This window comes from Paenibacillus sp. J22R56 (assembly GCF_056269375.1).
Window position 1 is genome coordinate 211,040 of record NZ_JBWDNV010000004.1, and the last position, 20,098, is coordinate 231,137.

The following is a 20,098-nucleotide window of genomic DNA, read 5'->3' on the forward strand; positions in this document are numbered from 1 at the left end:
GCGTAGGGGGTAGTTATGCAGATTCCTGAGCATTTGAGCGAGACGATTACATCCGTTCATGGCGAGAAAGGCGAGCTGTGGCTGGCGGATTTCGATCAGCTTTTGCTTCATTGTGAAGAGCAGTGGGGGATGACGGTAGAGCTGCCGTCTCCTTTTACGTTATCGTTTAATTTTGTAGCCCCGGCATTGCTCCCGGATGGGACAGCTGCAGTGCTGAAGCTTGGCGTGCCTTGCCGGGAGTTCCGTACGGAGCTTGCGGCGCTGCGATTATATGATGGCCGAGGCGCGGTGCGTGTGCTGGCCGCGGATGAGGAGCGGGGCGCGCTATTGATTGAGCGCGTGAGCCCGGGTATGATGCTCGCGGAGTCGGAGCTTGGTGACGACGACAGGACGTTGGCAGCCGCCGAGGTGATGCGGCGGATCTTTGTTTCCGCGCCGGACGGGGGAGAATTCCCTTCCGTAGCGGATTGGGCCGCGGGCCTTGGCCGGCTGCGTCAGCGGCATGGCGGCGGCACGGGGCCGTTGCCGGAGCGCGTGGTCAGCCGCGCGGAGGCAGTGTTTGATCGGCTGCTCGGAGAGCGCAGCCGGATGCAGTTGCTGCTCCATGGTGACTTGCACCATGGGAATATTTTGTCTTCGGGAGATGGGCAGCCGGGATGGCTGGCTATTGACCCGAAGGGTGTGGTTGGAGAGGCGGAATACGGAACGATTCCGCTGCTCTTGAACCAGCTGCCGCCGAAGGGGCAGCGGGATGTGATTCGGCGCCGCGTGGAGCTATTATGCGGCGCGCTTGGTCTTGACCACGCCAGGTTACTGGCGTGGGGGTTCGCCCATGCGGTGCTGTCAGCCGCATGGTGCGATGAAGACGGCGTCGGCGATATCGACAGCACGTTGAAAGTAGCATACTGGTTCGAAGAGCTGCTCGCTGAATTGCCAGCTAGCTAACCCCACGGCACACATCGAGCCAAATAAGTCGGAAAACCATTTAACAGGCGGGAAACGAGTGATCTAGTTAGCGCATCGAGCCTAATAAGTCGGAAAATCGTACTACAGGCGGGAACGAGCGGTCTAGAGGGCAAGTTGAGTCCAATAAGTCGGATAACCCGAGCAGTTTACATACAACGCGATACCCTAAAGCCGACCTCGCGTCGGCTTTTTTCAATCCAAATAAAAATCCGCGTGGAAGTAGTTGACATTTCCAGAAAAATGGATTAATTTATTGATAAATAAATAAACGAGGTAGCCTATGACGCCAAGAGAAAAAGACTTCACTGCTATATCGAACCGGAAAGATCAGATCCTGGATGCTGCCGCCTCGCTGTTTGCGAACAATGGATTTTATAAGACGACAACGGCTATGGTAGCTGCAGAGGTAGGGGTGACCCAGCCTTATGTGTTCCACTTCTTCAAGACGAAGGAAGGGTTATACCTCGCCGTACTCGAGAGAGCACAGAGCCGGCTTATGCATGCTTTTTCTTCGGTTGACGCTCCCCCGGAAAGATTGGCCTATCAGATGGGCAATGCATTTAATGAGCTGATGGTAACACACCGCGATGAGATTTTGTTGTGTATGCAGTCATTTGCGACACCTGAGCCGAATATTCGGGAGATCGTGAAAGACAAATTTGCTGAGATCCATACAGTTGTCGCCGAACGCTTCGAACGTGCCGGTCTGCCTAATCCGAGCGCGCAAGCTTCATCTTTTATCGCATGTGGAATGGTCATTACGATGTCCGAAGTCCTGCAGCTTCCGGTACTAGGACAGCTTGGGCAAACAGGAATGCAGTAACACGTTATGTACACAGATACTTACCTCTAGACGCGGTCGCATATTTACGATAGGCCACGGTAGAGGTTTTTTTATCTGATTTATTTATTTATCAATAAATAAAATTCAAATTAAAGGAAAGAGGTTATGTATAAACCAGATCCGCCATCCCGTTTAAAGCTTATATTTTTTAGCTAGTATTTATTTATCAATAAATAAGGTTCCAATAAAAGGAGAGATTCACATGCTATCTACTGGTTCACGGGTTAGGCTGCTTGTTGTCACTTGTATTGCCCTGTTTATGGCGATGCTCGATAATCTGGTTATTGGGGTGGCCCTGCCATCCATCCAGGAAGATTTCCACGCGGGTATGTCCGATCTGCAATGGTTTCTCAATGCCTACACCTTAGCTTTTGCCGTACTGCTCATTCCGTTTAGTGTGCTGGGAGATCGATTTGGCCGTAAAAAAATGTTCCTGCTCGGCGTCGTTCTATTCACCTTAGGCTCGCTTGCTTCCGCGCTTAGTACCAGCTCAATTGAGCTTTCGCTGTCACGGGCTTTGCAGGGTATTGGCAGTGCGGCGATCATCCCGCTTAGCCTGACGCTGGTGAATGCAGCTTTTCCTCCTGAAAAACGTGCCGCGGCTATCGGCCTTTGGTCTGGCATATCCGGACTAGGACTGTCTATTGGTCCTTTGGTCGGCGGTATTATTGTAAACGGAGCGCCTTGGCAGATGGTCTTCTGGATTAACGTGCCGATTGGGATTGTTGCGGTAATTTTCGGAGCATTTTGGTTGACCGAATCGAAGGGAGAGCGCAAGCCTTTGGACCTGCCGGGTATTGTACTGCTGGGCACTTCCATGTTTGGCATTGTATTTGGATTAATGCGCGGCAACTCGGAAGGCTGGGGAACATTTGATGTCTGGGGATCGATGGCAGGCGGGGCAGTCCTGTTGCTGGCGTTCTACCTATGGGAGCGCAGCCGGAAGCAGCCGTTCGTGCAATTCAAGTATTTCCGTAACCGGTCGTACAGTGCCTATTTGTCGGCTGGCTTTTGGATGAATGCGGGGATCTTTGGTGCGATCTTCCTACTGACGTTGTTCTTGCAGCAAGCTCAAGGTTATTCAGCCCTTGGAGCAGGTGTAAGGGAAATGGCATGGACCGTATGTACGATGATTTGTGCACCGGTTGCGGGTCTATTAGTCGGACGTTACGGTACCAAACGAATCCTACTCTTTGGACTATTGCTGCAGACAGCTGCGATGATCTATATTGCAGTACTTATTATCAATCAAGGCGCAGTCTTCCCGTTTGCCATTCTAGTCCCAGCAATGGTTGCGGCAGGCGCAGGTATGGGCTTCAGCTTTACGCCGCTTTCCCATGGTATTCTTACATCTGTTCCGGAAAATGCGGCAGGTGAAGCAAGTGGCTTAAGCAATGCGTCGCGTGAGCTTGGCGGTGTATTTGGCGTAGCGATCAGTGGTCTTGTCTTTGAGAGTGGTGGAGCTATCACTTCGCCGGAAGCTTTTGGTGACCATCTTGTTCCTGCACTATTCGTGCTGGCTGGTATGCTGGCTTTGGGCTTCTTGTCGGTTGCTATCCTCATTAGAGGGAAACATAAGTCCTCCTCAAAGGAATCTACGACTAACGTTCGAGTCGAAACTAGCAATTAATATTGTGTATTTAGGAATAAGCCTAGTTAGGTCCAATTGGATCTGACTAGGCTTCTTTCGTATGTTGGATTTCTTCAAGTAAAACAAAACCCAAACCGACCGTCTAACCCTCTAGACTGGATTTCCTCCACTATAATAGGTTCATTTTGACGTTTTCAAACGGATTTTCATTCGATTCTGATGGATGAAATCCAGTCTAGCTTCAGGAGAACGTCCCAGAGAGTAAATATAGTGTACAAAATCCAACGTGGCGCGCTAGTTAGGTGAATTGCGGGAGAAGTCGGTGAAAGGGCAGATAGTAGTAGTAGGGATATATGATGAGTTGGATTGGTGAGAGGGCAGATGCTTGGAGTGTGAATAGCGCTAGTTGGGTGAAATGCGAGAGAGGTCGGTGAATGGGCAGATAGTAGTTGAAATATATGACGGGTTTAATGAGTGAGTAGGCAGGTGTTTGAAATACGATTGAGGTCGGTGAAAGGGACAAATGAGAGTTGGGATAGATAACAGAATGGATGGGTAAAGAGGCAGGTATTTGGAATGTGAGAGAGGTAGGTGAAAAGGGCAGATAGTTTTGAATATAAGAACGTCTGGTGGTCGGAATTAACGCTCCCATGGAGTATAAGTCGGGGTTGATAACAGAGAAAAGAAAGCGGTTGAATGCTATGACAAATGGATCAAGTCACGCTAAAACAGCCGATGATTGAGTGAGAAAAGCATCCAAACGAGTGAGAATGAGCGCGAAAGCATGATGAATGTTATCACAAAACCCATCCTACAGGCGGCCTAGGGGACCAGCAAAATGGGTTGCTGCTGCGGTCAAACCAATTGTCCAATGTCCTACCGCTGGACTAGGTTATTTACAATTAGTTCAAAGGAGATGGCAAGCAACTAGCGTAATAACGGTATTTTTCAGCCACTAGTATCCTTTATGAAGAAAAACGACATCAAATGTTCATGAATTGCCATTGCTCAAGCCTTCATTTACTGCTTGATTCTGCCTAATCAGGGTCAATAGACTATAAAATAAGGACAAACCTAGGCCAACTGGCAGGAAATCGGGAGGGTTGTCCTTTATGAGAATACTCTTATCATTTTTGACCTACCGGGCAATATCCCGATTCTGCTACTGTCTGTGGCAAAAGTCCTTGCATTCTACTCGGCATTAACCTCCCCACACGTTTTTTCCTCCTGCTTCCATATTCCGCAGAGCCCGCTGTTATGCGGAAAATCACGGTTTTTGCAAAATCCTGACTCTATGCCAATGGATGTGTATTGGATACCTAGAAATACATCGATTTTGATCAAATAATACATGAATTTACTGGAAATAATTCTCTCTTTTACATTAATTCATGATGAGAAATATGAAAAGCTAGGAAATTCAGCATGCAATAATAATCAAAAAATGATAACAGCCGCCTAATTGAAAATATTACCTTCTTCCCTCATTGTCAGGGGGACCCTTGTGACATAATCAAAGTCGAATGTTGATGAAAGGGATGGAGGTTATTGTCGTTTTGAGCAGCCAATTGGATTTAAAGGAAATAGTGTGGCTCGTTCGGAAAAAGCTTTGGCTCGTCATTATCGTGACCATTATTGGTGCGACAGCGGCGGGAGCCTATAGTGCATGGGTGATGAAGCCTGTCTATCAAGCCTATACGAAACTGATCGTCAACTCGACAGCGGGTCAGGCGGGATCGTTCAAGCTGGATCTGAATATGATCAACACAAATTTAAGCTTAATTAATACGTACAAGGAAATTATTCGTACCCCGGCCATTATGGACCTGGTGGTACAGAAACATCCTGAGCTCGAGCTGACGACGGATCAGCTTATGCATAATATCCGGTTCAGCTCGGTAAATGGTACGCAGGTCGTTACCATTTCTTATTTGGACACGGACTACAAAAGAGCAGCACAAGTGGTTAACTCAGTCTCCTATGTATTTCAACAGCAAATTCCACTCATTATGAAGGTCGACAACGTGTACATCCTTCATACAGCAGACCTCGATGATCAGCCTGTTAAGGTAAAGCCGGATACGAAGCTGAACACGGCAATCGGTTTTGTCGCAGCATTCCTACTCTCGATTACACTTGTTCTGGCCCTTAACTATTTCGATGATACGATCCGCACGGAAGCGGATGTGGAACGGTATCTTGGCCTTCCTACGCTGGCAGCCATACCGAATATTAAGCAAGGCGATCTGAAGCCGAAGACACTCTCTATAAGTAAGGCGACGAGTACAGGGAAGGACGGTGAGAAGAATGTCACGCAGTGATCTTAAACTTCGCCCGGTTGTAGCCGATGCAAATCCGACTTCTCCGATCTCAGAAGCGTACCGAACCTTACGTACGAATCTGCAATATGCCGAGACGGACCGTCCGCTGCAGCTGCTTATGGTGACTTCGGCGGGACCAAAGGAAGGCAAATCAACAACGATCATGAATTTGGCGGTTACTTATGCTCAGATGGAAAAGCGGACGATTCTCGTTGACGCAGACCTTCGGAAGCCAACAGCCCATTTCACTTTTGGCTTAACTAATCGAACGGGATTGTCGCATGTCCTGTCCGGACAGGCAGATCTGAGAGAAGTGGTAAAGGAAAGTCGTATACCGGGACTTGATGTGATGACCTCCGGACCGATTCCGCCAAATCCTTCGGAGCTGCTAGGCTCATCTAGAATGGATGCGCTGCTTGATCAGCTTCGTGAGCAGTACGATATCGTCTTGATCGATACGCCGCCGGTGCTTGCAGTTGCGGATGCGCAGGTTGTGTCCTCCAAAAGTGACGGTGTGCTGCTAGTCGTGAATGCTCGTACTGGTAAAAGACAGCATGCAATTAAAGCACGGAATGCACTGCAATTCGTGCAGGCAAGAATCGTTGGTATTGCCCTTAATCAAACCGCTCACCGCGATGCGGGACCTTATTACGAATATGTAGATCGGACGTGAGACGACACCCCAATCTAAAGCGGTATTAGAACAAGTTGATGCTTACGAAGCAAGAATTGCTTCACAATTCTTTAAGTAGATGCTTATGAAGTAAAAATTGCTTCACAATTCTTTAAGCGGATGCTTACGAAGCAAGAATTGCTTCACAATTCTTTAAGTAGATGCTTACGAAGTAAGAATTGCTTCACAATTCTTTTAAGGAGGAATTCATTGTGCTGGCTCATTATCGGACAAAAGTCATTGTAGCGGGGGACTTGGCAGCTATGCTTGTCAGCTTCGCTATAGCGTATGCGCTTGAACCATCGGCTCCGCAAGGCGGGGCTATTGCCTGGCTGGCTTATGCAGCTTTAGCAGCAGTCGTCGGGTTCTGGAGGCTTCATCGGATGCGGCTTCACCGCCGGATCTGGCAGTATACCGGCATCTCCGACATGCTCTGCATGCTTCAGATCGCACTGGCTGCGGCTGGTATCCCGTTTGCTGCTTGGTGGGTGATGCAAGGTGAAGCACATACGCTCTTGATGCTGCATCACGCGGCAGGCATCTTCTTGCTTATGGCTGGCCCGCGCCTTACCTGGCGTATCTTCTGCGATAAATACAGCGTAAGAAAGCCCGCTGTTGATAGCCGCCGCGCCTTGATCATCGGTGCAGGCAGCTGCGGTACGCTGATCGCGAAGGAAATGCAGCAGAACGATGGCGTTAGCGTAACGCCGGTAGGTTTTATTGATGACGACCCTTATAAGCACCTGATGGATGTCCTTGGTCTACCTGTTCTAGGCAACCGCCGGGAGATTGCTTGCGTCGTAGAATCACACCATATAGACGAGATTATTATCGCGATGCCTTCGGTATCGAAGTCGCAAATCTCTGAGCTTGTTAACCTTTGCAAAACAACGAAAGCCAAGCTGAAGATCGTACCGGATCTGCAGGATATGATTGATAACCGTGGTGCGGCAGGCCGTATGCGTGATGTCAGCGTTGAAGACCTGCTCGGGCGTGATCCGATCCGTACGGATCTCGAGCATATTGCTGGTTATGTTCAGAATAAAGTGGTTCTCGTAACAGGCGCCGGTGGTTCAATCGGCTCCGAGCTTTGCCGCCAGATCGCGCCTTTCGCACCAAGCAAGCTGCTGCTTCTTGGTCACGGCGAGAACAGTATTTACACGATTGAGATGGAAATGCGCAGTCTTTTCCCTCACTTGCCGATCGAAACAGTGATTGCCGATGTGCAGGACCGGACGCGTATCGATAGCGTGTTTGCCAAATTCAAGCCGCAGGTTGTCTTCCATGCTGCAGCGCATAAGCATGTGCCGCTGATGGAGCGTAACCCTGCAGAAGCGATTAAGAACAACGTATTTGGTACCAAAAATGTAGCCGAATGCGCAGATGCATATGGAGCAGAGCGTTTCGTGCTCATCTCCACAGATAAAGCCGTTAACCCAACAAGCGTTATGGGAACAACGAAACGGATTGCCGAGATGTTCATTCAAAGTCTCGACATGCACAGTAATACGAAGTTTGTAGCGGTGCGATTCGGCAACGTGCTTGGCAGCCGCGGCAGCGTTATTCCGCGGTTCAAGGAGCAGATTGTGAAGGGTGGTCCGGTGACGGTTACGCATCCAGAGATGGTGCGGTATTTCATGACAATCCCGGAAGCCGTTCAGCTTGTTATCCAAGCAGGCTCGTTCGCCAAAGGCGGCGAGGTATTCATTCTCGATATGGGCAAGCCGGTTAAAATTTACGATCTGGCTGTTGACCTGATCCGTTTGTCCGGCTACGAGCCACATGTCGACATCGACATTACGTTCTCTGGTATGCGTGAAGGCGAGAAGTTGTACGAAGAGCTGCTGACAAATGAAGAAGGCCTTACTTCAACGATACACAATCGAATCTTCATCGGCAGACCTGTACAGCTCAACCGTAAAGATCTTGATTTCGAAATTCGCAAGATGGAAAAGGTGCTTGGACAGCATCCGGATGATATCCGTGCGGTTCTGCAGCATCTGGTGCCAACTTACAGGAACGGCGGCGCGACAGCTGCTGGTTAATGAATTCTTTTAAGCAATTCTTTTTAGGAGAGTGCAGCATGAAGGACGGCGAAAAATCGGGCGCTTCAGCCATCAAGTCTGTCCGAACGCTTATAACAACTCGGCTTAGCCGGGGAGGAGGCGCCAGCTTCCTAATCAATTCGATTGGCATGGGACTGGCGATGCTGCTGCAGATCGCACTGGCACGACTTCTTGGTGTAGCAGATTACGGTATTTATGCCTTCGTAACGACAGTTGTTACGTTTATGGTGTTCCCCGCGAAGCTTGGCTTTGATACGGCAACGGTTAAGCTTGTCTCTGCCTACCGGGTAAAGGGAGATTGGCCGCTGATTAAAGGCCTCTTGCGCCGCAGCAATCAGATAGGCTTCACCCTCTCCATTCTTACTGCGATCATTGGCATTGCGGTTGTGGCTTGGATGGACTGGGGCAGTGGGAAGCAAAGCGAAACCGCTGATCATGCGAAGACGATTGCTTATATCGCTGGTTTTGCTGCGATTCCGCTTCTGACGCTTGCAACCTTACGTCAAAGTGCACTGCAAGCGATGAAGGACGCGTTGTTCGCGCAGCTGCCGGAGAAGATTATCAGGCCGGTGCTGACAATCGGCTTTGTCGCTGCACTTGGGGCTTCGGGCGTGAAGCTTGGCGCTGCTCTAGCACTGCTTTGCTATTTGCTGGCAACAGCGGTCACCTACGTGATTGGTGCCGTTGTGCTGAAGAAACGGATCGGTACTCAGACTGCGTCAGTTGCTCCTAGCTTTGAGACACGAGGCTGGCTGCGATTATCATCGTCGTTAATGGTTAATGCCGGCATGTATTTAATACTTGGACAATTAAACGTGTTAATGATGGGGTTTATGCGGGGAGAGACGGAGTCAGGCTTATTCTCTGCAGCGGTTCGATTGGCTGTACTGGTATCGTTTATGCTGACGGCGGTTAATATGACGGCTTCGCCGCTTGTATCGGAAATGTACGCAAAAGGCGACATGAACGGACTGCAGCGGGTGTGCAGACGGACAGGCCGAATTGGTTTTGCATTCGCGGCTGTCGTTTTTGCCTACTTCGTCATCTTCGGACATTGGACGCTTGGATTGTTTGGCGCCGAGTTCACGAAGGCGTACCCGTCACTGCTCATTCTGGCCTTTGGTCAGCTGTTCAGTGCTTACTGCGGGCAGAACGGTACGGTAGCTACAATGACCGGACGCCAGAACTCATTGACTAAAATACTTATTGCCGCAGCGATTGTGAATGCAGCCCTTAATGCACTGCTTATTCCTCAGCTTGGCATGCTGGGCGGCGCACTTGCTGCTACTTTATCGCTTATCGTGTGGAACTCAGCGGCTGTGCTGCTCGTCAGTCGTAAGCCTGGTGTGCAGACGCTTGCCTGGGCGCCAAGATTATCACTTGTTAGAAAGAGGGGGAATTACTCGTGAAGAAAGTATTGCTGGCGGGGGTTCCGAAGTCGCCAAATTTAGGAGACGGCCTCATTGCCTATACGTTAAATCGCATTATCGCTATGCGCGGCAAACATCAGGTTATCCATTTTGATCTGCTGGATGGCCGCTGTGATCAATCGATGCCGATCTACTCGGCTCGTGGTGGTCTGCATTATGCAATTGCTGGTGCTCCAGCAGCAAAGGTGGCGCAAGCCGCTTCGGCACCAGCCCTTAAGCTGAACAGTGCCGGATCCAGCAAGAAGATGACGCCAGACGCCCTTCGCCGTTTGAAGGCTTATTGGCTGCATCGCAGCAAGAACGAGAAGCTGAACGGCGAACTGAGGAAAGCGGTTAGTGAGTCGGAAGCCGTATTTATCGGGGGCGGACATCTGCTGATCGATACGTACTGGACGTTCCCGCTGGCTGTCCGCCGTGTAGCGGAAGAGGCCAAACGTCAAGGCAAGCCGCTTCATATTTTGCTTGTTGGTGCACGTGGACCTTGGAGTACGCAAGCCAAACGCTGGCTGCTTGGGGTTTGCCGGTATGCCGCTTCAATTGCTGTGAGGGATGAGGACTCGCGGCGTTTTCTGCTTCAACTGGATCCAAGACTGGAGAGTAAGACAGTTACTTTAGCTGACCCAGCGTTGTTCACGCCAGAAGCCTTTGGTTTGACAGAGGCATCTGCTGGTGCTGAGAGACCAGGGAAACGGAAGATTGGCCTCGGTATTATGGATCCACATGAGATGAATCGTCACTGCGAGCTCCGCTGGGAACGTGAAGACTGTGCCGATTGGTGGGCTGCTGCAGCGAAGGAAGCTCTTGCAGCCGGTCATGAGGTAAGCTTGTTCACCAACGGTGCTGCATCAGATAACGCTTTTGTTGAGCATTTTGTGAAGCCTCGGTTGAAAGGTGTGATGGGTGTCGAGATGACGCCGTATCCAACAACCGTTGAGCAGCTTGTTGGCACGATAGCCGCCTGCCATACCGTTATTGCGCAGCGTCTTCATGCTTGCATCCCGTCGCTTGCGATGGGCAAGCCGACATACGGTCTTATCTGGGACCGGAAGCTTGAAAATATTTTCGCCGATCTCGGCATGTCCAGCCAGCTAATCGACTTCCGTGAAAGCAGGCAGCAGCTTGCTGCAGCAGTGGAAGGCAGGATGGCGGATTCGGCAGAAGCCATTAATGATAAAAAACTGCAGCTCTATGAACATATCGGGAGAATACTGCCATGAGCCATAACAAAATCAAAGTGCTGCACGTCGTTGGACGCATGCATCCAGGCGGCATCGAAACGCTGCTGATGAATGTGTATCGGAATATTGATCGAGACAAGTACGAATTCCATTTTGCCGTACAGTCGCCGGAGCCTTCTTTCTACGATGAGGAGATCCGGGAGCTTGGCGGGACAATCTTCGTTCAGCCGCCGCCGAAGGATGGTATTCGTTCCTTCCGCAAACAGCTGATGGATAACATGAACAAGTACGGGCCTTATGCTGCGGTTCATAGTCATGTATTTGGTTTCAGCGGCTATGTGCTCAAGCTGGCAGACAAGCTGGGTGTACCCGTTAGGATCAGCCATAGTCATAACACAAGCGATAGCAAGTCGTCCTCGCCGCTGCGCAATATCTACCGGTCGTATATGCGAGGATTGATCCGCCGTCACTCTACGGACATGCTGGGCTGCTCACGCGCTGCTTGTGAATCGCTCTTTGGCTCAAGCTGCTGGAAGGACGGACGGGTTGATGTATTCCCGAACGCGATAACGCTTGCTCCTTATGAGTCGCTCGTTCAGGAGAACCGTCAGGAACTTCGCCGTCGATTCGGGGCATCGGATGATGAATTGCTTATTGGTCATATCGGCCGGTTCAGCAAACAAAAGAATCATGCGCTGCTGCTTGATAGCTTTGCCTGCCTCGTGAAGCAGCGTCCGAAGTCGCGTCTCTTGCTTTGCGGAGATGGACCGCTAAGACCTGAGATGGAACGTAGGGCGAAGGAGCTTGGAGTAGCGGAAAAAGTCAGCTTCCTTGGTCTTCGTAAGGATGTGCCGGAGCTATTAGGTGCGCTGGACGCATTCGTGCTTCCATCCCTGTACGAAGGACTTGGCATTGTGCTCATTGAAGCTCAGGCGGCAGGAGTACCATGCTTGATCTCGGAAGGTGTACCACGTGAAGCGGATCTGCGGATTGGTCTAATCGAGAGGCTTGCGGTGAATGATTCACCGGAGAGATGGGCAGAAGCGATGGCTAGTCTAGCAGAACGCAAAGGCCAAGGCGGCGGGGAATGGCAGGCAAGAGCGGCAGCATTAGGAGAGCGCGGCTACGATATTCGCGTAAGCGCGGCAAAGCTGGAGCGATTGTATGCAGGCTGATCGTTTTATCGATTCGCGGAAGGTCATGCTGCTCGGCTACTCCGTCCTTCTGATACTGACGGCGAAGTGGGCTTTTGCCGCGGATGAAAGACTGTCGCTGATTCTATACTGTGGGCTGCTGCTTCCGTTCTTCGTGTTAATGCGCTGGCCTAATGCACCTGTGCTGCTGATGGTAAGCTTCACCGCCACGCTGGCGGGGAAAGCGATCTATGCAGCAACGGTTAATCCGCTAGCTGGACCGGATGAGATTCACTACTACGAGCAGGTAACGACCTTCGAGAAGCTGTCGCAATTTATGCCGTATGCGATCGAGCAGGTACAAAGCGGCTGGATGAACATTTCCGCCTATCCGGTATTCGGCATGCTCTATATGCCATTCTTCAAATGGCTGGAGCTGGATGATCCGCTTGCGATTATTTTGTTCAATACCGTCATATTGATCCTGATCGTGAATAACTCCTACAAGCTGAACGAAAGCCGTTTCGCTTACACGCTTCCTGATCCGGACAATGCGAGACAGCCATTTATTCTGATCTCGGTCATTGGTCTTATGCTTAGCCCGTCGCTGATGTACATGTCCTCTTTGTTTGCAAAAGACATTACCTGCGTATGGCTGGGGCTGCTAGGGGCGATGCTGCTGCTTCGTAAAAGGTGGCTGCTGTTCATCATCGTTGTTCTGTACTCTACGGGGCTTCGGGATTACGCGGTTATATACACACTTTGTTTTTATTTCTTATATACGCAGCGAATTCGTACTGCAATTGGCGTCATGCTTGCTGCGGCGGGGCTCTTGTTTATGCAGATTGGACCTCTTGGCATCATTAATGCCGGGATGCTGTCGGTCTTCCTGTTCATTAGTCCGAACCCGATTAATTTCAGCAACTGGGAGCCAGAGCTTTTGCTTCGGACGCTGGAAGCAGTGTTTATGGGGATTATCCTCATGATCTCGGTCTATCAGGCCATCGTGTACAAAGAAACACGGAAGTTTTACCTGATGGCGGCCGTGCTTATCTTCACTTATGCCTGTGCGCTGGTGCTGGTCGGCTACGTGACAATTACGGGTCGAGAACTCGACTACGGCGTAGGGACAATCGGGGATAACATGGTGCGCAAGAAGCTTCCTGTTCTGCCATTGATCTACACCATCAGCGGTTATGCGCTTGTATGGTGCCGCAAAATCTTTATTCTGAAACATCGGAAAATTCAGTTATTAGAAGCTGAACAAAAAGGTGAGCTGCAGCAGCTTAATACGGCTGGAATGCCGCTTGGAGGAGCAAAGTCTCCTGCTTGGCATGGACGGCTTGCAAGAGGAAAGGGGGGCGATGGACATGCAGGAACAAGAACAACATAGGGCAGGTGAATGGACGAGAAATCGCTTGGAACGCAGCAGCGTGCATAAGACGAAGAAACGGGGCCGTGATCAGTTCGGTAAGTTTCGGGGGATTCTTCGCTTGACGGAAAAGGTATTAAAGCCGCTGCCGAGGCCGCTGCTTCAGTGGATGTGGGTATTAAGTGATTGGCTGCCGGATCTGCCAGGTGTGGCCATGCGATACGTCTTGCTGAGACGACTCGCCAAACGCTGCGGCGATAACGTGTTGATTGGACGCTCTGTGGAGCTCCGCTATCCGGAGCGGCTTGTAATCGGCTCGAATGTGAGTATCCATAAGCAATGTTACATCGATGCTTATGGCGGACTTATTATCGAGGACGAAGTATCGATCGCGCATCAATCGTCGCTTGTCTCGTTCCAGCATACATGGAACGATCCATCGCTTCCGATCCGCGACAATCCCGTGCTGGGCTCGGCCATTCGAATTGGCCGAGACGTCTGGATCGGCTGCGGCGTCCGCATCCTCGCCGGCGTAGAGATCGGCGCGCGAGCGGTCGTTGCCGCAGGCGCGGTTGTCACCAAGCCGGTCGCAGCAGGCATGCTGGCGGCCGGTGTGCCAGCCCGCCCGGTGAAGAGTATCGGTGCGGCAGCGGGTTCCGCGCCGCATGGTGGCGCGGAAGGAAGTTAAGGCCAGGGCGCAGCTATCCGGCGGAGCGCCAAATGCTGAGATAGGTAGCGAGGGTCTGGGTTCGCGCAATCGTCGAAGGCAGCTATTGAAGATTAGGTGATGCGCCAACGTCAGAGGTAACTAGTGAGAGACTGGCTGGTGCACCAAAGTCAGAGGTAACTAGTAAGAGACAGGCTGGTACGCCAACGTTAGTGGTAGCTAGTGAAAGTCTAGCTGGTGCGTCAACGTCAGAGGTAGCTATGAGAGACTGGCTGGTGCGTCAACGTCGGGTAACTAGTTAGAGACTGAGTGGTGCGCCAATTTAGTGGTAGCTAGTGAGAGTCTGTCTGGTGCGTCAACGTCGAAGGTAACTAGCGAGAGACTGAGTGGTGCGCCAAGTTAGTGATAGCTAGTGAAAGCCAAAGTTCGCGTCAACGCCTAAGTGGTGCGCTAACACTTCAACTGTGGCGGAATTTAAGGTTCCTGAGGGACCTTAAATTCCAAATCGATAAGAGTTTTGGGTAGTTAAGGTCCCTGAAGGACCTTAACGCATGGGAAAAAGCGCAAAAGTCGTAGAAAAGCAGCTGTTTTTGGAGACTTAAGGTCCATCAGGGACCTTAAGTTCCAGAATGAGATGCTGTTTCGGATAGTTAAGGTCCTAAAGGGACCTTAACGAAACGTTAGGGCCAGCCCGAGGCGGCAAAACCGCCGCTGGGCAGGCCAATAAGACCCTGCGAGGGCGCTAATCGCCCCGCGCAGGGCAAGAACAGGGCCAATAAGACCCCGCCAGGGTCTTATCACGGCCCCAAAGCCAGCCCGAGGCGGCAAAACCGCCGCCGGGCTGACAAATAAGACCCTGCGAGGGCGTTATTCGCCCCGCGCAGGGCAAGAACAAGGCCGATTAGACCCCAACAGGGTCTTATCACGGCCCCAAAGCCAGCCCGAGGCGGCAATCCCGCCGCCGGGCTGACAAATAAGACCCTGCGAGGGCGCTATTCGCCCCGCGCAGGTCACTAGAAGGAGGGAACAGCAATGAACGTGCTTTGGGCACATGACCATACGTTTTATTTTAACGAATCGGGGAAATTTTTCTCCGGCGGTAAGCTGCCTTATGCAGTGTGGGAACGGTATCTTGGCGTATTCGACCAGATTACGGTCGCCTGTCGGGGTAAAAAGGCATCAACAGATGCCGATATGGCGGGCAAAACGTTATCAAGCGGACCAAACGTTGACTTCCTTGTACTCCCGTCACTCAGCAATCCAGTCAATAAAATGACGAAGCGGGGCTACATCGAGCAATTGCTGAAGGAAGCAATCGGCAAGGTCGACGCCGTTATTGCACGTGTACCAAGTGAGATTGGAGCTGAAGCGATTCGGGTTGCACGTCTAATGGGCAAGCCTTATGCGGTTGAGGTTGTTGCTTGCGCTTGGGACGGCTTGTGGAATTATGGCAACCTGCAAGGCAAATTGTATGCACCATTCTCGCTGAATCAGACACGGGCAATCGTCAAAGACGCACCTTACGCGCTCTATGTAACGGAGAAGTTCCTGCAGCAGCGTTACCCGAACAATGGTGGACAAACGGAATCCTGCTCGAACGTGGAAATTCCTGAGCCGGGTGATGAAGTGCTGACACGGAGACTGGAGCGTCTTCAGGCGATGAGCCCGGATGCACCACTTACGATTGGCTTGATCGGTTCGCTGAACGGCCGTACAAAAGGGATCGACATTGCCCTTCGTGCGATTGCCAAAGCGAAATCGCAGCTGCCGGAAACACGCTTCCGCGTCCTTGGCGACGGAGACCCGGCGCGCTGGCAAGCGATGGCGGACAAGCTTGGCATCGGCAGCCTTGTATCGTTTGAGGGTGTACTTCCAAGTGGTGGAGCCGTATTTGAATGGCTCGATGGCATCGACTTGTATGTACAACCGAGCTATCAGGAAGGGCTGCCGCGGGCAACGATTGAAGCGATGAGCAGAGGATGCCCAGTACTCGGATCTACAGCCGGCGGTATTCCTGAGCTGATTCATGAGAGCTGCCTGCATCGTCCAGGCCAAGTAGGTCAGCTGGCTGAGCAGATCAAGCGGGCAACATTTGACCGCAGATGGCTGAAAGAACAAGCGGAACGGAATTTTGGCCGGTCACGGCAGTTCACGAAGAAGCTTCTGGATGCGAAGCGACAGGCGTTTTGGCAGTCTTTTGGCGACGCGGTAAAGCAAGGTTCTATCAATGAAACCATTCCAGCGGAGCAAGTCCGCATTGAACGTGTAGAGCGTGCTGAACAAAGCGACAGCAGAGAAAGGGTGGAGGCGTTATGACGATTTTGGTAACGGGAGCGGCTGGTTTTATCGGCTTCCATTTGAGCGCGAGATTGCTGAAGGAAGGTAAGCGTGTCGTCGGATTAGATAATTTCAACGACTACTATGATGTGCAGTTGAAGCGGGATCGTTTTGCCCAGCTGCTCGCCTCACCTTCCTTTGTAGGAGCGGAGCAGGATCTGGCCGATTACGAAGGGCTGCTTAACCTAATCCGTGCAGAGGGAGTAACGACGATCGTTCACTTGGCTGCACAAGCGGGAGTGCGGTACAGCATTACGAATCCTTTTGCTTATCTGGAGACGAACCTGCAAGGCTTTGGTCATGTGTTGGAAGCATCGCGTCAAGCGGGCATCAAGCACCTGATCTACGCTTCCTCAAGCTCCGTCTACGGTGCGAATGTGAGCATGCCGTTCTCGGTGAACGACAATGTCGATCATCCTGTCAGCCTTTATGCAGCTACGAAAAAATCCAATGAGCTTATGGCACATGCCTATAGCCATCTCTATAACCTGCCGACGACGGGCCTTCGGTTCTTCACCGTTTATGGTCCATGGGGCCGCCCGGATATGGCGTACTTCAGCTTCACGCAGAAGATCATGGCCGGCCAGCCGATTCAAGTGTTTAACGACGGCAAGATGCAGCGTGATTTTACGTATATCGATGACATTGTGGAAGGCATTTACCGTTTGCTGGACCACGCGCCGCAGCCGAATCCCGAATGGGACCGTGTGCAGCCGGATCCGGCAACCAGCTATGCGCCTTACAAGGTATATAACATTGGCAACAACCAGCCGGTTGAGCTGATGAAGTTCATCAATACGATTGAGGACAAGCTGGGGCATAAGGCGGTTATGGAGTTTAAGCCGATGCAGCCAGGTGATGTAATGGCGACTTATGCGGATATTGACGGTCTTATGGCAGACGTGGACTTCCGTCCGGAGACGACGATTGAGGAAGGAATCGGGCGTTTTGCTGATTGGTACAAGTCGTACTATGGCGGCGAAGCGACAAGCCTGGAAACGGCGGTAAAGGCGGCGGGAAGATGACGCAAAAGATAGCCCATATATGCACGTCCGGCATCAGCCACAAAATTATGGGCGACAAGCTTCGGCTGCTTCAGCAGCAGGAAGGTGTTGAGGTAACGTTCATCACTTCCCCCGAAGGCGTGGATGAAGGGCTGATGAAAGAAAAAGCCTATCCATTCGAGTGGAAGCTCCTTCCGATGGCGCGTACCATTCAGCCTGCTGCAGACCTGCGTTCGATTATCGCGATGTACAAGCTGTTCCGCCGTGAGCGGTACGACATTGTACATACCCATACAGCGAAAGCGGGGCTGATCGGACGTATTGCAGCGAAGCTTGCCGGTGTTCCGGTTGTTATTCATACGAGTCACGGATTGCCTTTCTATGAAGGGCAGCCGAAGAAAACGTATTTTGTATATAAAATGCTCGAGAAGTTTGGCGCGTTATGCAGCCATGCACTCGCTTCGCAGAACGAGGAGGACGCAGGCGTGCTGCGGAAGCTGGCGCCTTGGCGGCCGGTGTTCGTAGAGGGCAACGGTGTTGACCTCGAGCGGCTCGATAAGCTTTCGAATGCGGTTACGGCAGAGCAGGTCGCAGAATTAAAGATGAGAAACGGCATCGATCGGGAGGAAAAGGTTCTGTTTATGGCGGCTCGTTTTGAGCCGGTGAAGGATCATTTTCTGCTGCTGGATGCTCTGATTGAATTGAAGTGTGCGAATGCGCTGAACTGGGTGACGGTGCTGGCGGGACAAGGTCCGCTGGAGCCGGCGATGAAGCGGTATGTGGAGGAAAGCGGGCTGTCTGATGATGTGATCTTTGTTGGGCAGCAGTCTTCTATTATTCCGTGGCTTGTGATGGCCGATGCGGTTACGCTGACTTCGGAAAAAGAAGGCATCCCTCGCTCCCTGATGGAAGCGATGGCGCTTGGCAAACCGATTGTTGCCACTGATGTGCTTGGCACAAGGGAGCTTGTGGCGCATGGCGAGACGGGGCTGCTTGTTCCTTATCGTGATCGGATGCAGCTTGGTGAAGCACTTGGGACCTTAATGAACTCCCCGGATCTTCGTCTCAAGATGGGTGAAGCTGGACGCCGCCGAGTGGAAGCGGCATTCACCGAAGCACGAGTAGTCGAGCGGCTGATGCAGCTCTACCGCAGCACGGAGCGGCGGCAAGAGCGTGCACATAAGATGTCTTTTAAACTGAACGCATTTGGCAAAAGGCTGTTTGACCTGGTAGCAAGTGTGCCAGCTGCATTGCTGCTTTCACCGGTTATTGCTGTAGTCGCCCTGCTCGTGAAGCTGAAGCTTGGCTCTCCTGTACTATTCAGGCAGCAGCGGCCGGGGCGGTATGGCAACCCGTTCTATGTAATGAAGTTCCGCACGATGCGGGACGCTTACGATCGGTCGGGTCAGCCGCTGCCGGATGAGGCAAGGCTGACGTCCTTCGGCAAGCTGCTTCGCAAGCTGAGCCTGGATGAGCTGCCACAGCTGTTTAATGTGATTCGCGGCGATATGAGCTTGGTAGGGCCGCGCCCTTTGTTGATGGAATATCTGCCGCTTTATACGGAAGAGCAGGCACACCGCCACGATGTTCGGCCGGGAATTACCGGCTGGGCGCAGGTGAACGGACGTAATACCGTCTCCTGGGAGGACAAGTTCAAGCTTGATCTGATGTATGTCGAGCGGCAAAGTATATGGTTTGATTTTCGCATATTGGTACGCACTGTGGGGAAGGTGCTGAAGCGTGATGGAATCTCAAGCGCGGGTCAGGCCACCGTTCAAAAATTTACAGGATCAAGGGAAATGGGGAATGCATCATGATTAGCGGTCATACGGAGCAATACCGGGTAATGGAGGAGCCTGCGAGGCGTCCACTTATCGTTGTGGGCATGGGCGGACATGGGCGAGTGCTGATGGATATTGCCCGCGTCTCACAAACCTACCGGCTGGCGGCCGTACTGGATGACCGCTTCTCAGGAGTGGAGCTGCGAGGCGGACTGCCTTATGGTCCGATCTCAACGCTGAAACATTTTCTAGCAGATGAGCCGGGCATGCATGTTGTGATCGGGATCGGCGACAACCGGACTCGGAGAGCTATCGTGGAAAAGCTCGCTTTGCCCGAGTCCTCTTACGCGGTACTTGTGCATCCTGCGGCTGTTGTCGCGGAGGATGCTCGCATCGGGCTTGGCGCCGTCGTAATGCCTGGCGCTGTTATAGGGCCTGGCGCCGCTGTTGGCGCTCACGCCATTATTAACTCGGGCGCCGTCGTCGAGCACGACGCGCTGGTTGGTCCGTTCGCGCATGTATCGCCGAACGCGACCATGGCTGGTGCCGCCGCCGCAGAGGAAGGCGCGCATATCGGCAGCGGAGCGGTGCTTATTCCGCGCATCCGCGTCGGCAGCTGGTCCGTGCTAGGCGCCGGCGGCGTCGCCGTCCGGGATATCCCCGGCGGCAAAACCGCCATGGGCGTGCCGGCACGGGTCGTAACGCCGCGCCGCAGCATCGAGCAGGCGCTGTAAG

The 20,098-nt window shown here is 52.0% G+C and carries 15 protein-coding genes and 1 pseudogene; all 16 read left to right on the plus strand.

Translation table 11 applies throughout. From position 1 onward, the window contains the following. The first annotated feature begins 15 nt into the window (after positions 1-15). Complete coding sequence (locus AC0YNT_RS11690) at positions 16-945, plus strand: aminoglycoside phosphotransferase family protein (protein ID WP_475804719.1); 930 nt, start codon at positions 16-18, stop codon at positions 943-945. Between the two features lie 301 nt (positions 946-1,246). Then, on the plus strand, positions 1,247-1,789 hold the full coding sequence (locus AC0YNT_RS11695; protein ID WP_475804720.1) for a TetR/AcrR family transcriptional regulator: 543 nt from the start codon (positions 1,247-1,249) through the stop codon (positions 1,787-1,789). Positions 1,790-2,012: 223 nt separating this feature from the next. Then, positions 2,013-3,440 (plus strand): MFS transporter, encoded by a 1,428-nt coding sequence (locus AC0YNT_RS11700; protein ID WP_475804721.1) that lies wholly within the window; start codon positions 2,013-2,015, stop codon positions 3,438-3,440. A gap of 1,517 nt (positions 3,441-4,957) precedes the next feature. Then, the gene (locus AC0YNT_RS11705) at positions 4,958-5,722 is read left to right on the plus strand and encodes a YveK family protein (RefSeq protein WP_475804722.1); all 765 of its coding nucleotides are present in this window, start codon (positions 4,958-4,960) and stop codon (positions 5,720-5,722) included. Then, on the plus strand, positions 5,709-6,395 hold the full coding sequence (locus AC0YNT_RS11710) for a CpsD/CapB family tyrosine-protein kinase (RefSeq protein ID WP_167278361.1): 687 nt from the start codon (positions 5,709-5,711) through the stop codon (positions 6,393-6,395). Before AC0YNT_RS11705 ends, AC0YNT_RS11710 begins: the two co-directional genes overlap by 14 nt. A 212-nt stretch (positions 6,396-6,607) precedes the next feature. Then, positions 6,608-8,440, plus strand: a complete 1,833-nt coding sequence (locus AC0YNT_RS11715; protein ID WP_475804723.1) for a polysaccharide biosynthesis protein — start codon at positions 6,608-6,610, stop codon at positions 8,438-8,440. A 38-nt stretch (positions 8,441-8,478) separates the two neighbouring features. Beyond that, positions 8,479-9,870: a flippase gene (locus tag AC0YNT_RS11720; protein WP_475804724.1), complete on the plus strand. Its 1,392-nt coding sequence runs from the start codon at positions 8,479-8,481 to the stop codon at positions 9,868-9,870. Then, positions 9,867-11,108 carry a polysaccharide pyruvyl transferase family protein gene (locus tag AC0YNT_RS11725; protein WP_475804725.1) on the plus strand — a complete coding sequence of 414 codons (1,242 nt, stop codon included), beginning with the start codon at positions 9,867-9,869 and terminating at the stop codon, positions 11,106-11,108. The genes AC0YNT_RS11720 and AC0YNT_RS11725 overlap by 4 nt, the downstream gene beginning before the upstream one ends. Then, positions 11,105-12,244: a glycosyltransferase family 1 protein gene (locus AC0YNT_RS11730; protein ID WP_475804726.1), complete on the plus strand. Its 1,140-nt coding sequence runs from the start codon at positions 11,105-11,107 to the stop codon at positions 12,242-12,244. Before AC0YNT_RS11725 ends, AC0YNT_RS11730 begins: the two co-directional genes overlap by 4 nt. Continuing rightward, positions 12,234-13,595, plus strand: a complete 1,362-nt coding sequence (locus tag AC0YNT_RS11735) for a hypothetical protein (protein WP_475804727.1) — start codon at positions 12,234-12,236, stop codon at positions 13,593-13,595. The genes AC0YNT_RS11730 and AC0YNT_RS11735 overlap by 11 nt, the downstream gene beginning before the upstream one ends. After that, positions 13,573-14,262, plus strand: a complete 690-nt coding sequence (locus AC0YNT_RS11740) for an acyltransferase (RefSeq protein ID WP_475804728.1) — start codon at positions 13,573-13,575, stop codon at positions 14,260-14,262. Before AC0YNT_RS11735 ends, AC0YNT_RS11740 begins: the two co-directional genes overlap by 23 nt. Before the next feature lie 1,011 nt (positions 14,263-15,273). After that, on the plus strand, positions 15,274-16,557 hold the full coding sequence (locus AC0YNT_RS11745) for a glycosyltransferase family 4 protein (RefSeq protein ID WP_475804729.1): 1,284 nt from the start codon (positions 15,274-15,276) through the stop codon (positions 16,555-16,557). Continuing rightward, positions 16,554-17,603, plus strand: a complete 1,050-nt coding sequence (locus AC0YNT_RS11750; protein WP_475804730.1) for an NAD-dependent epimerase — start codon at positions 16,554-16,556, stop codon at positions 17,601-17,603. The genes AC0YNT_RS11745 and AC0YNT_RS11750 overlap by 4 nt, the downstream gene beginning before the upstream one ends. Positions 17,604-17,650: 47 nt before the next feature. After that, positions 17,651-18,712: pseudogene (locus AC0YNT_RS11755) on the plus strand (glycosyltransferase family 4 protein); the annotation flags it as partial. Between the two features lie 54 nt (positions 18,713-18,766). Continuing rightward, a complete protein-coding gene (locus AC0YNT_RS11760) occupies positions 18,767-19,399 on the plus strand; it encodes a sugar transferase (RefSeq protein WP_475804948.1) in 633 nt (210 codons plus the stop codon). A 29-nt stretch (positions 19,400-19,428) separates the two neighbouring features. Beyond that, on the plus strand, positions 19,429-20,097 hold the full coding sequence (locus AC0YNT_RS11765) for an acetyltransferase (RefSeq protein WP_167278901.1): 669 nt from the start codon (positions 19,429-19,431) through the stop codon (positions 20,095-20,097). Position 20,098 lies beyond the last annotated feature (1 nt).